This window comes from Sphingomonas sp. Sphisp66 (assembly GCF_047324325.1).
Lineage (GTDB): Bacteria > Pseudomonadota > Alphaproteobacteria > Sphingomonadales > Sphingomonadaceae > Sphingomonas.
The window spans coordinates 4,384,370-4,396,316 of sequence record NZ_CP168508.1 but is presented as its reverse complement, the minus strand read 5'-3'; the positions used below and the strand labels follow the sequence as shown (position 1 = coordinate 4,396,316).

The 11,947-nt window shown below is 67.6% G+C and carries 12 protein-coding genes and 1 tRNA gene; 7 read left to right on the top strand and 6 right to left on the bottom strand.

Translation table 11 applies throughout. The features are described from left to right. Positions 1-29: 29 nt before the first annotated feature. The 4 genes from ACEN8G_RS20160 to ACEN8G_RS20145 all read left to right on the top strand — a co-directional run bounded on the left by ACEN8G_RS20160 (position 30) and on the right by ACEN8G_RS20145 (position 3,923). Positions 30-863, top strand: a complete 834-nt coding sequence (locus ACEN8G_RS20160; protein ID WP_413413835.1) for a hypothetical protein — start codon at positions 30-32, stop codon at positions 861-863. A gap of 90 nt (positions 864-953) precedes the next feature. Next, the gene (locus tag ACEN8G_RS20155; protein WP_413413834.1) at positions 954-2,138 is read left to right on the top strand and encodes an acyl-CoA dehydrogenase; all 1,185 of its coding nucleotides are present in this window, start codon (positions 954-956) and stop codon (positions 2,136-2,138) included. A gap of 160 nt (positions 2,139-2,298) precedes the next feature. Further along, complete coding sequence (locus ACEN8G_RS20150; protein WP_413413833.1) at positions 2,299-2,817, top strand: GNAT family N-acetyltransferase; 519 nt, start codon at positions 2,299-2,301, stop codon at positions 2,815-2,817. Beyond that, a complete protein-coding gene (locus ACEN8G_RS20145; protein WP_413413832.1) occupies positions 2,814-3,923 on the top strand; it encodes a CaiB/BaiF CoA transferase family protein in 1,110 nt (369 codons plus the stop codon). Before ACEN8G_RS20150 ends, ACEN8G_RS20145 begins: the two co-directional genes overlap by 4 nt. Positions 3,924-3,983: 60 nt before the next feature. Here the strand turns inward: ACEN8G_RS20145 and ACEN8G_RS20140 are convergent, their stop codons facing one another. The 5 genes from ACEN8G_RS20140 to ACEN8G_RS20120 form a co-directional block, all read right to left on the bottom strand. Further along, on the bottom strand, positions 3,984-6,944 hold the full coding sequence (locus tag ACEN8G_RS20140) for a TonB-dependent receptor domain-containing protein (RefSeq protein ID WP_413413831.1): 2,961 nt from the start codon (positions 6,942-6,944) through the stop codon (positions 3,984-3,986). 277 nt (positions 6,945-7,221) lie between these two features. Beyond that, positions 7,222-8,034 (bottom strand): DUF72 domain-containing protein, encoded by an 813-nt coding sequence (locus tag ACEN8G_RS20135; protein WP_413413830.1) that lies wholly within the window; start codon positions 8,032-8,034, stop codon positions 7,222-7,224. A gap of 59 nt (positions 8,035-8,093) precedes the next feature. Then, positions 8,094-8,516: a DUF2147 domain-containing protein gene (locus ACEN8G_RS20130; protein WP_413413829.1), complete on the bottom strand. Its 423-nt coding sequence runs from the start codon at positions 8,514-8,516 to the stop codon at positions 8,094-8,096. 96 nt (positions 8,517-8,612) lie between these two features. Beyond that, entirely contained in the window at positions 8,613-9,014 is a 402-nt protein-coding gene (locus ACEN8G_RS20125) for a DUF2147 domain-containing protein (RefSeq protein ID WP_307116845.1), read from the bottom strand. A gap of 131 nt (positions 9,015-9,145) precedes the next feature. Beyond that, a tRNA-Gly gene (locus tag ACEN8G_RS20120) sits at positions 9,146-9,220 on the bottom strand. A gap of 178 nt (positions 9,221-9,398) precedes the next feature. On the opposite strand from ACEN8G_RS20120, the gene ACEN8G_RS20115 reads away from it, so the two are divergent. From ACEN8G_RS20115 to ACEN8G_RS20105, 3 genes are read left to right on the top strand one after another with little or no spacing between them, the layout of a single operon-like run. Next, positions 9,399-10,301, top strand: a complete 903-nt coding sequence (locus ACEN8G_RS20115) for a tetratricopeptide repeat protein (RefSeq protein WP_413413828.1) — start codon at positions 9,399-9,401, stop codon at positions 10,299-10,301. Beyond that, positions 10,298-10,921, top strand: coding sequence for an LON peptidase substrate-binding domain-containing protein (locus tag ACEN8G_RS20110; RefSeq protein ID WP_413413827.1), 624 nt, complete (start codon positions 10,298-10,300; stop codon positions 10,919-10,921). Before ACEN8G_RS20115 ends, ACEN8G_RS20110 begins: the two co-directional genes overlap by 4 nt. Further along, positions 10,918-11,313: a hypothetical protein gene (locus ACEN8G_RS20105; RefSeq protein WP_413413825.1), complete on the top strand. Its 396-nt coding sequence runs from the start codon at positions 10,918-10,920 to the stop codon at positions 11,311-11,313. Before ACEN8G_RS20110 ends, ACEN8G_RS20105 begins: the two co-directional genes overlap by 4 nt. On the opposite strand, the gene ACEN8G_RS20100 is transcribed toward ACEN8G_RS20105, so the two are convergent. Beyond that, positions 11,310-11,936, bottom strand: a complete 627-nt coding sequence (locus tag ACEN8G_RS20100; RefSeq protein ID WP_413413824.1) for a hypothetical protein — start codon at positions 11,934-11,936, stop codon at positions 11,310-11,312. The genes ACEN8G_RS20105 and ACEN8G_RS20100 overlap by 4 nt on opposite strands. Between the last annotated feature and the right edge of the window lie 11 nt (positions 11,937-11,947).

The window sequence follows — 11,947 nt, the reverse complement described above, 5'->3', positions numbered from 1 at the left end:
GCGCCGCCGCGCGGCGAATAAGGGCCCCTATGAGCGACGAGACCCTCGCGCCCCCGCCCCAGCGCATTCCCTGGTGGCGCAGTGCCAGCCTGATCGGCATGATCGCCTTCGCGGGCGGCATCGGTGTGACCATCGGCGCCGTCGGGCTGGCCGGCGGGCTTTCCCCGCGTGACGCCGGCCAGGCGCCCGCCCCTGCCCCCACCACCCCGCAGGCGGCGATCCCGGCGCTGCCGCCAGGCACCGACCTTGCCACGCTGAGCGCGCGCGAGACGATGCTCGCCGGCAAGCTCGACCAGATCGAGCTGCGCATCCGCGATTCCGATGCGAGTTCGCGGAACGCCGCCGCCTATGCCACCCGCGCCGAGCGGATGATGGTGGTCTTCGCGGTGCGCCGCGCGATCGAGCGCGGCCAGCCGCTGGGGCCGCTCGAGCCCCAGCTGCGCGCCCGTTTCGGCGAGCGCAATGGCGAGGCGGTCGCCGCGATCCTGCGCGCCGCCGCCCAGCCGGTGACGCTCGAGGATCTGCGCCTGGCGCTCGACACGCTGGCGCCGCGCCTTTCCAACGATCCCAACGACAGCCTGTGGAACCGGGTGCGCCGGATGCTCGGCAACCTGGTGGTGCTGCGCCAGGCCGACACGCCGAGCCCGCTGCCTGCGGAGCGCCTGCGCCGCGCCCGGCGCGCGCTCGACCGCGGCGATGTCGAGGCGGCGCTAGCCGAAGTGGCGCACCTGCCCGGCGTCTCGATTGCCGAGAGCTGGACCGGCGCCGCCCGCCGCTATGTCGCGGCGCGCATGGCACTGACCGACATCGAACGCGCGGCGATGGACGTGCCGCCGCCGGCACCTCCCGCCCAGGCGGGATAGCCGCACCGCATACCCCATGCCGTCATCCCGACAGGTTTCGGGCGCGCGAGCGACTAGGACGGCGAAGACCAATCTGGAGAGGACGATAAAATGGCAGAGATGGGCCGGTTCGACTGGGCAGATCCCTTCGGGCTCGATGCGCAGCTGACCGATGAGGAGCGGATGGTCCGCGACGCCGCGCGCGACTATGCGCAGGGCGAGCTGCTGCCGCGGGTGACGCGGGCCTATCTGGACGAGCATTTCGACCGCGAGATCATGTCGGAGATGGGCGCGCTCGGCCTGCTCGGTGCGACGATCCCCGAGGCCTATGGCGGCGCCGGGCTCGGCTATGTCTCCTACGGCCTGGTGGCGCGCGAAGTGGAGCGGGTCGATTCTGGCTATCGCTCGGCGATGTCGGTGCAGTCGAGCCTCGTGATGCACCCGATCAACGCGTACGGGACGGAAGAGCAGAAGCGGAAGTACCTGCCCAAGCTGGCGACCGGCGAATGGGTCGGCTGTTTCGGGCTGACCGAGCCCGATGCCGGCTCCGACCCGGGCGGCATGCGCACCCGCGCGGCCAGGATCGACGGCGGCTACCGGCTGACCGGCTCGAAGATGTGGATCACCAACTCGCCGATCGCCGACGTCTTCGTCGTCTGGGCGAAGAGCGAGGCGCATGGCGGGGGGATCAAGGGCTTCGTGCTGGAGAAGGGCATGAAGGGCCTCTCGGCGCCGAAGATCGAGGGCAAGCTGAGCCTGCGCGCGAGCATCACCGGCGAGATCGTTATGGACGGCGTCGAAGTGGGCGAGGACGCGCTGCTTCCCGAAGTGCAGGGGCTCAAGGGCCCGTTCGGCTGCCTCAACCGCGCGCGCTACGGCATCGCCTGGGGATCGATGGGCGCGGCCGAAGCGTGCATGCATGCCGCCCGCCAGTACACGCTCGACCGGGCGCAGTTCGGCAAGCCGCTGGCGGCGAACCAGCTGGTGCAGCTCAAGCTCGCCAACATGGAGACCGAGATCGCGCTCGGGCTGCAGGCAGCGCTCCGTGCGGGCCGCATGTTCGACGAGGGCACGCTCGCTCCGGAAGCGATCTCGATCATCAAGCGCAACAATTGCGGCAAGGCGCTCGATATCGCGCGCGTCGCCCGCGACATGCATGGCGGCAACGGCATCTCGGCCGAGTTCCATGTGCTGCGCCACGCGATCAACCTCGAGACGGTGAACACCTACGAGGGTACCCATGACGTGCACGGGCTGATCCTGGGCCGGGCGATCACGGGAATCGCGGCGTTCTGATCAACCAACTACGCCCCTTCCTTCGATACGCCCCTTCGACAGGCTCAGGGGCTACTCAGGATGATCGGTGTTGGGGGGAATGTTCCTCTTTTCCGGTGATCCTGAGTAGGGGCCGAGTAGCCCGCAGGGCGTATCGAGGACCCGTATCGAAGGAGATGCCATGATCCCGGACCGCCAGCCAACGCTCGAAGGCGAGCGCGTCACCCTTCGCCCCAGCACGCCCGGGGACTGGGACGCGCTCTACGGCGTCGCGTCCGATCCGCTGGTCTGGGAAGTCCATCCGGCGCATGATCGCTGGCAGGAACCGGTGTTCCGTGCCTATTTCGACGCCGGCATCGCCAGTGGCGGGGCGCTGACCATCATCGACAAGGCGACGGACAAGGTGATCGGCTCGTCGCGCTTCGACAATTGGGACGAAACCGCCGACGAGATCGAGATCGGCTGGACCTATCTCGCCCGGGACTATTGGGGCGGCAGCTACAACCGCGAGATCAAGCGGCTGATGCTCGACCATATCCACCGCTTCGTGCGCACCGCGGTGTTCACCGTGGGCGTCGGCAATATCCGCTCGCGCAAGGCGATGGAGAAGATCGGCGGGGTGGCCCGGCCGGGAACGGTCGAGCGGCTGATGGCCGGCGAGATGAAGCCGCACCTGATCTACGAGATCAACCGGGCATGAAGCCGCTCCAGGGCATCAAGGTCGTCGAGCTGGCGCGGATCCTCGCGGGCCCCTGGTGCGGGCAGCTGCTCGCCGACCTGGGTGCCGAGGTGGTCAAGATCGAGCGGCCGGGCGAAGGCGACGACACGCGACATTGGGGGCCTCCCTTCCTCCACGATGCGGACGGCGAGAATCGCGACGCCGCCTATTTCCACGCCTGCAACCGTGGAAAGACGGCCCAGGCGATCGACATCGCCACGCCCGAGGGCCAGGCGGCGGTGCGCGCGCTGGTGGCAGACGCGGACGTCGTCATCGAGAACTACAAGGTCGGCGGGCTGGTCAAATACGGGCTCGATCCGGCGTCGTTGCAGGCGCTCAATCCGCGGCTGGTGGTCTGCTCGATCACCGGCTTCGGCCAGACCGGGCCCTATGCGCCGCGCGCCGGGTACGACTTCATCATCCAGGGCATGGGCGGCTTCATGTCGCTGACCGGCGAGCCCGACGGCCCGCCGCAAAAGGCCGGCATCGCCTATGCCGACATCTTCACCGGCGTCTATTCGGCGGTGGCGATCCTTGCCGCGCTGCGGAAACGCGACACGACCGGCCAGGGCGCGCACATCGACATGGCGCTGCTCGATACCCAGGTCGGCGTGCTCGCCAACCAGGCGCTCAACTGGATGGCCAATCCCGCCAGGGTGCCGCACCGGATGGGCAACGGGCACGCCAACCTGGTGCCCTACCAGGCCTTTCAGGCGAAGGATGGCGAGCTGATCATCGCGGTCGGCAATGATTCGCAGTTCCGCAAGCTCTGCGGGGTGCTGGGGCTGGACTATGGCGCCGATCCGCGCTTCGCGACCAATCCGCAGCGGGTGGTGAACCGCGATACGTTGCTCCCACTGCTCGAGGCGGCGATCCGTCAATGGGCCAAGGCCGACCTGTACGAGGCGCTGGAGGCCGAGGGCGTGCCGGCCGGGCCGATCAACACGGTGGACGAGGTGTTCGCCGACCCGCAGGTGATCGCCCGCGGCATGCAGATCATGCGCGACGGGCTGCCGGGCATCGCCTCCCCGATCACGATCGACGGCGAGCGCATGGTGGCGGACACGGCGAGCCCCAAGCGGCCCTGACGAAAAAGGGCGGCCCCTTTCGGGACCGCCCTTCCTCTCCCTAAGCGGGAACCCGCAAGCTCAGAAGTTGAGCTTGGCGCCGACCGTGAAGCGGCGGCCATAGATGCCGTCGCCGGCCTGGACCGGGTTGTAGAGATACGCGCCATAGGTGACCGGATCGACGTCGGGCAGGCGATCGAACAGGTTGAGCACGTTCGCGTAGATCGTGAACTTGTCGGCGATCTTCGCCGTCGCGTTCAGATCGAACGTGATGTAGCTCTTCACGCGGCAGCCGGTGTACGCGGGCGACGGCGCGAGGCCGCAGTCCTTGTAGCCGGTGTCCTGGTCCATGGCCGAGAGGTCATAGCCCGAGGTGTAGTTCACCGTGCCGGTGACGGCATAGTTGCCGAACGCGAAGCTGTTCAGCCAGCTGCCCTTCCAGCGGAAGGTGCCGGTGCCCGCGGTCAGGTTGTAGTTGCCGAGCGTGTCGACATAGGTCTGGCGGGTGCCGTCGGCCAGCGTGGTGCTGAGCTCGAGCATGAGCGTCGCATCCAGGTTGGTGGTCCAGGTCACGTCACCGAAGTTGAAGCGACCGTTCGCGCCGAAGTCGATGCCTTCCGCCTTCTGGGTGTTGGCGTTGACATAGTGCGACTCGACGAACGCCACGCGGGGCAGCGCGCCCGGCACGGCCGGATCAACCGCGTCCGGGATGATCGTGTAGCCGTCGGGGATCGGCTGGCCGGCATAATAGGCACGCAGCGCCGCCGCCGAGGAGAGCGAGGTGATCGCGTCGGTCTTCTTGATGTTGAAGTAATCGACCGAGAGCGAGACGTTGCGGATCGGCTGGAACACCGCGCCCAGCGTGATGCTGCGCGACTTCTCCGGCTTCAGGTCCGGCGAGGCGAGGGTCGTCGCGCCGTAGCTGGCATTGCGCAGATATTGCGGGCAGGCCGTGCTGAAGTTGCCGGTGGTGCAGCCATACTGGGCCAGATACGCGTCGTTGAACAGGCCGGCCGTGTTGTTGACATAGCCCGTGGTCGGCAGCGCATTGGCTTCGCCGAAGGACGGGATACGGAAACCACGCGACCAGGTGCCGCGCACCGTCAGCATGTCGAACGGAGTGAACTTCGCGCCGACCTTCGGCGAGAAATAGCCCTGACCGGTCGAGTAATGGTCATAGCGGCCCGACAGGTTGAGCTCGACCTGCTGGAGCACCGGCAGGCTGAGCTCGCCGAAGCCCGAGGTGACCGTGCGGTTGCCCTTGGTGCCGAACGCGTTGATCGTGAAGTAGCGCTGGGTCGGGCCGTTGATGTCGCTGTTCGCCGAGGGAGCATCGACCGCCTCGTAGAAGAACGATCCGCCGAAGCCGATCTGCGCCGGGCCGCCCGGAAGCTGGAACAGCGCCTTGTTCACGCTCGCCTGGACCTGGTAGAGATCCGAGGATGCATCGCTGTTGAAGCTCGGCGCCAGATAGTCCTGGATCGCCTGGCTGTTCGCCGACGGATTGACGAAGTTGTACGAGCCGTCGGCGATCACATCGAGCAGGTGCTGGATGTAGACATAGCCGCTGAACGAACGACGCAGGTCGGTGTGCATCGCGGTGGCGTCGACCTTGTAGTTCCAGTCGTCGCCGAAGCTGCCCTTGATGCCGGCTGCTGCGCGGTACACGCGGCTGCGCGTCTCGTCATAGCGGGTGAAGTTCGGCATCGCGCCGATCAGGGTCGCCGTGTCGCCGGCGGCCGCGAACGGGTTGTTCGGGTTGAGCGTGCCATTGGCCGCGGTGCAGTTCACGCGCGCGGCGCAGACATAGACCGGAAGCGTCAGCGCGCCCGAGCCCGGCGCGAAGCTCGCACCGCTGCCACGCGTCGAATAGGGCGCATTGTAGATGCCCGCCGGCGCGTTGGCGTAGATGGTCGACGCGGTGCCGCTATACTGGCTGCGCGACTGCTGGAAGTTCAGCTCGAGATAGGCCTCGGCCGAATCGCCGAAGGTCTTGGCGACATGGGCGGTGATGCCGAAGCGATCGACCTGCGGGGCGACCACACCGTAGCGGTTGGTCATGTCCTGCTGGCAGAGCGAGGTCGGCAGCTGTTCATGGCCGTCGGCAGTCTGCTGCGCAGCGGTGGTCTGGATCAGGCTGCCATTGGCGCAACCGCCGCCGAGCAGCTGGTACCGGCCGCCCGCGCTCGGGGCGACATACAGGTTCGAACCGGCGTAAGTGGAGGCGAAATTGTCGCCGTTCACCAGGTCGTTCGGGCCGCCGATGCCGGTCTTGTCGTCCGAGTTGAACGGCGCGCGCAGGTCACGCGTGTAGACCGGGTCGGCATGGTAGTAGAAGCCGCTGACATAGGCGTTGAAGCCGTCGGTATCGAGATCGCCGGTGCCGGCGGTGACCGAGAAGCGCTGGGTGGCGGCGATGCCGTCCTGCGAGACCCCCGCTTCGGCGCGGGCCGACAGGCCCTTGAACTGGCGCTTGGTGATGATGTTGACCACGCCCGCGATCGCGTCGGCGCCGTAGCTCGACGAAGCGCCGTCCTTCAGCACTTCGACGCGGTCGACGATGTCGTCCGGAATCGTGTTGAGGTCGACGAAGTTGCGGGTCGCGTCGTCGGCGAGCGGATAATAGGCCGCGCGCAGGCCGTCGAACAGCACCAGCGTCGAGTTGGTCGACAGGCCGCGGAGCGAGATCGCGGAGGCGCCGCCGGCGAATGCGCCATTGGCCGAGAAGCTGTTGGTGAGCGTCGGGCCGTTATTGGCGGCAAGGCGCTGCAGGCCGTCCTGGACGGTGCTGATGCCGCGCTGGTCGAGGGCTTCGGCGGTGACGGTGGTCACCGGCGAGGTGGTGACCTTGGTCGCGAACAGCGAGCCGGTGACGACGATTTCGGGGGCTTCGTCGGCCGCCGGGGTTTCCGGGGCGGTCTGGTCGGTGGTGGGGGTGGTGTCCTGCGCGAAAGCGGGGACGGCGAGGAGGCTGGTGGCCAGGGTCAGCGCAGAGAGCGCGGTGCCTGCACGCAGCGTGCGAGCGATATTACGCGTAAACATGATACCCTTTTCATACTGCCCGCACAAACGACGCGCGGGTTACGAACCGGCGCATGCCGGGGGACGGCATGCACGCTGGCGCCGGGATGAAAGCCGGAGATTCGCGCGTAAAGCGGGCGATGGTAGGGGGTTGCGCTTTGCCTTCGGCCTGTATCCCGAAAGGCACGCATCTTTACCGGGGTGTGTCCGCGGCATTTCGAGTCCGCGCATCCGGCCGCGGAACATGGCGGAAATGCGACGGATTCCGGCGCCGAAAAGGCCGGACCGGCGGCCGGCCTCAGCCCGGATTCGACTCGTCGAGCCGGCGGATCAGCTCCTGCGCCGCGGCCGGCGCGCGAACCTTGCCGCCATGGATGAAGAAGATGAAGGTTTCGCGTCCCGTGGCCGGCGGGTCGCGGTCCTCGACATAGGGCAGCCCGGCGGGACGCCCGCCCGCGGCCCAGGTCCGCGCCGCATCGGTCCAGCGCGGCAGGTCGCCCTCGGGATAGCAGAAGACATTCTCGTCCGCGCCGGCCTCGAGCCGGGCATAGACGAAGTCGCCGGTGATGTCGGCGATCGCCGGATATTGCGGCGAATCGGCATAGACGATCGCCACCCCGGCCTTGCGGCACAGATCGACGAACTCGGGCACCGCGAAGCTCTCGTGCCGCACCTGGACGGCGTGGCGGAGCTGCACCCCTTGATGCGCGCGGGGAAGCAGTTCGAGGAACGCGCCGAAATCCGCGGCATCGAACTTCTTGGTGGCCATGAACTGCCACATCAGCGGCCCGAGCCGGTCGCCCAGCTCGACGATCCCCTGGCCGATGAACTTCGCGACCGATTCGCCGGCCTCGGCCAGCACCTTGCGATTGGTGCAGAAGCGCGAGCCCTTCACTGCGAAGACGAAGCCGTCGGGCACCGTCTTCGCCCAGCCTTCGAAGGTGGCGGGCTTGAAGCTCGAATAATAGGTGCCGTTGATCTCGATCGCGCTCAGCTGGCGCGACGCATATTCGAGCTCCTTCTTCTGGGAGAGCTTCTCGGGATAGAAGGTCCCGCGCCAGGGCTCGAAGGTCCAGCCGCCGATGCCGACTCGAATGGGTGTATTGCTCATGCAAATACCCTAAACGTTCCGGTCGGACCTGCCAGCCCGAAGGCTGCTTTCAAAAACCCTCAGCGCACCCGCGACCAGGTCTGCGCCTTGCAGATGATGCCGAACAGCACGCAGCCCTTGCCGACCATCTTGTCGCCGTCCTGGAACTGGATCGTGCCCGAGAAGGTCTGGCGGATGTCGGGGACGAACACCTTGCCGCTCCACTTGCCCGGGCCCGCGGGCTTGAGGTCGCGGAACAGCCGGGTGCCGATCAGCTGATTCGTGCCGCCGCGCCTGGCATCGGCAATCGCCTTGTCGCTGGCCCAGGTGACCGTGCCGCACACCGCGCCGCCGCAATTATCGATGCGGACATGGACGCTGTTGCTGGGATTACGCCATTCGCTGGCGATCGGCGCATCGGGCGGCGAACCGGCCGAAGCGGGAGACGCGAGCGAGAAGAGCACGAACGCGGGCAGAGTCGCCCGAAGGATTTTACCGAACATGGCGGAGCTTCTTGCGGTTGGAACCTGTATGCCCGCTGAAGTGGAAAGCGTGCGCCCCCGTAACAAGAGGCGCTTATGGAAACCCAGCGTTCCGAATCACTCGGTGATTCGCGACCAGGTCTGCGACTTGCAGCCGACGCCGAGCAACAGGCAGCCGCGGCCGATCATCCTGTCGCCTTCGATCGTCACCGTGCCCGAGAACGTCTTCTTGATATCGGGAACGAACACCCGGCCCTTCCAGCGATTCGGCCCGGCCTTGTAGAGGTCGCGGAAGATCTGCGTGCCGATCAGGCTGTCGGTGCCGCCGCGCTTCGCATCTGCGATGGCCTTGTCGCTCGCCCAGACGACGGTGCCGCAGATCGCGCCCTTGCCGCAGGATTCGTAGCGGATGTGGACGCTGTTGTGCGGGTTGCGCCAGACGCCCTCGATCCCGTCGGGAAGCGGGGCGGCGGAGACGAGAAGGGCGGCGCCAAGCGCCAGAGCGAGCCGTGCGATCATCGGAAACACTTTGTCACCGGGACCCGGGATTGCGCAAGCCATCCCATGGCATAGCGCAGGCATGCGTCACCGCTCGCCAGAGCGTTCTCTCAAGTTTCCTGGATAAGTGCCGGTAATCCGGCAGGAAACGCTGGAGCGGGCGAAGGGATTCGAACCCTCGACCCCGACCTTGGCAAGGTCGTGCTCTACCCCTGAGCTACGCCCGCTCTGGCGTTCTAGTCCGGGGCAGCGAAGCGCCACCGGGCTGGGTGAGGCGCGGCCACTAGCACCGGCTTTTGGGGCCGGCAACCCCATGCGTGCAGTTTTTTTAGAGGCTTGGCGCTTTCGCCCGGAAAGCCCACATAAGCGCACAACCGTAACAGTGCATTTTCAGGAGCACCCGCCTTGGCCACGCTTGGACTCACCCCCGCGGAGAAGGAAGCCGTCGACGCCTTCCGCCGCGACGTCGTCGAGCCCTCGATGACCAGCCTGGTCATCATCGATTTCTGGGCGGAATGGTGCGGCCCGTGCAAGGCGCTGGCGCCCGTGCTCGAAAAGGTCGCGGCCGACTATGCCGGCAAGGGCGTGACGCTCGCCAAGGTCGATGTCGATGCGAATCAGTTCATCGCCAGCCAGTTCCAGGTCCGCTCGATCCCGACCGTCTATGCGATGTTCCAGGGCCAGCTGGTCGCCGACCTCTCGTCGGCACGCACCGAATCGCAGCTGCGCACGATGCTCGACCAGATCCTGCGCCAGATCCCGGTGGACAGCGCCGACGCCCAGGCCGAAGCCGAGCTCGAGCCGCTGATCGCGATGGGCGAGCAGGTGCTGGCCGAGGGCGATGCCGAGCGCGCGCTCTCGATCTTCGAGCAGATCGCCGAGCTGGCGCCCGAACACACGCAGATCGCCGCCGGCCGCGCCCGCGCGCTGCTGGCGCTGGGCCGCGCCGAGGAGGCCGAGGCAGTGCTCGCAGCGCTGCCCGAGGACGCCAAGGGCGCAGAGATCGAGCAGGCCCGCGCCGCGATCGCGCTGGCGAAGGAAGCGACCCCCGTGGAGGACCTGTCCGGCCTCGCCGCCCAGGCCGCGACCGGCGACATGGAAGCGCGCTACGAGCTCGCCGGCGGCCAGATGGCCTCGGGCGACCGCGACGGTGCCGCCACGACGCTGCTCGCCATGGTGCAGGACGATCGCGAATGGAACGACGGCGCCGCGCGCCAGCGGCTGCTCAAGCTGTTCGAGGCAGTGGGGCTCGAGGATCCCTGGGTCTCGGCGCAGCGCCGCAAGCTGTCGGCGATCCTGTTCGGATGATCGCCTCGGGGAAGATCGCGCGCCTTTCGGTATTCCCGCTCGGCGGCGCGCTGCTCTTTCCCCGGATGCACCTGCCGCTGCACATCTTCGAGCCGCGCTACCGGGCGATGGTGTCGGACGCGCTCGCCCGCGACCGGCGGATCGGGATGATCCAGCCACGCGACACCGCCAGCCCTCCTGCCCTGTTCGACATCGGCTGTGTCGGCCGGATCGCCGAGGTGGAGGCGCTGGACGACGGGCGATTCGACATCGTGCTCGAGGGGCTGGCCCGGTTCGCGGTGCTGCGCGAGCTCGACGTCACGACGCCGTTCCGCCAGGTCGAGGCCGAGCTGGAGACGGTGGGCGAGAGCGAGATCCTCGCCCTGGCAGAACGCGCCGCGCTCGAGATCGAATCGCGGCGCTTCGCCGACGGGCTGGGCTATGCGGTCGACTGGGAAGCGGTCTCGCGGCTCGACGACGAATCGCTGGTCAACGGCATCGCCCAGATCGCCCCGTTCGACACCGCCTCGAAACAGGCGCTGCTCGAGGCGGACACGCTGAGCGCACGATCCGAGCTGATCGTCCAGCTGATGCAATTCTATGGCCGCCACGACGGCGACGAGAGCGGCACGCTGCAATGAGCGCAGCGGAAACGCCGCTCAGCGGCCGCTGGATCGGCATCTACAACTCTCCCGACGGCAGCCCCTCGGTGCCGTTCGATGCGGTGCTGCTCGAGAGCGGCGGCCTGCTCTCGGGTACGATCGAGGAAGTCGACGACTGGCTGGACGAGGTGCATCTCACCGCGACGGTGGACGGCAGCCGTGAGGGCGCCGCGGTGCGCTTCACCAAATTCTACGACAGCGGCGACGAGGGGTTCGACACGGTGCTCTATGACGGTGCGGTCAACGCGGAGGGCACCGAGATCCATGGCCGCTGGGATATTCCCGGTACCTGGTCGGGCAGCTTCATCATGACGCGCGAGACCGGCGTGGAGGCAGGGATCGTGGCCGAGCAGGGCGAAACGGTGCGCTAGCGCCGATAGACTCCGGTGAAGCTGACATTGAGGCCGCCGCAACGATCATTGTCGCGGGCGAGCAGATAGGGGCCGAGCAGCCGGAGCGCGATCCGGCAATCGGGATCATCCGAATCGGCAAATGCGAGGCTGTCGCCTCTCGGCGCCGGGACGTCCGCGCCAAACATGCCGAAGTTGATCGCGCCGATCTTCACGCGCTCGGGATCATGCCCACCCCAGGTGGCGTTGCCGCCGAGATGGAAGGTGCCGGGCTTGGCGCCGCGGGTGATCTCGATCTCCGAGTCCCATCCGGTCCAGCCGCCGATCCAGTCGGTGGCGCGCGGCGACGCAAGCGGTACCCGGCGCAGCGCGGCGGTCTCGATCCAGCCTTCGCTCGGCCGGTCGGCGCCGGGAGCGAGATAAGTGACGTGGGTGAGCGTGCCTTTGGCTTCCCAGGCGACCAGCCGGTCGCCGGCGACGACATAGCCCTTGCGGCGGCAGGCCGCGGTCGGTGCCGGGCACCCTTCCCGCTCCTCGCCGGCATGGAAATGGCGCTTGGGGCCGGGGACGATCTCGACCAGCTCGGCGGTGATCGGCGCGGGACCGTCCTGGAACAGCAGCAACGCGAACGGCAGCACCAGCATTCGGGTCTCCT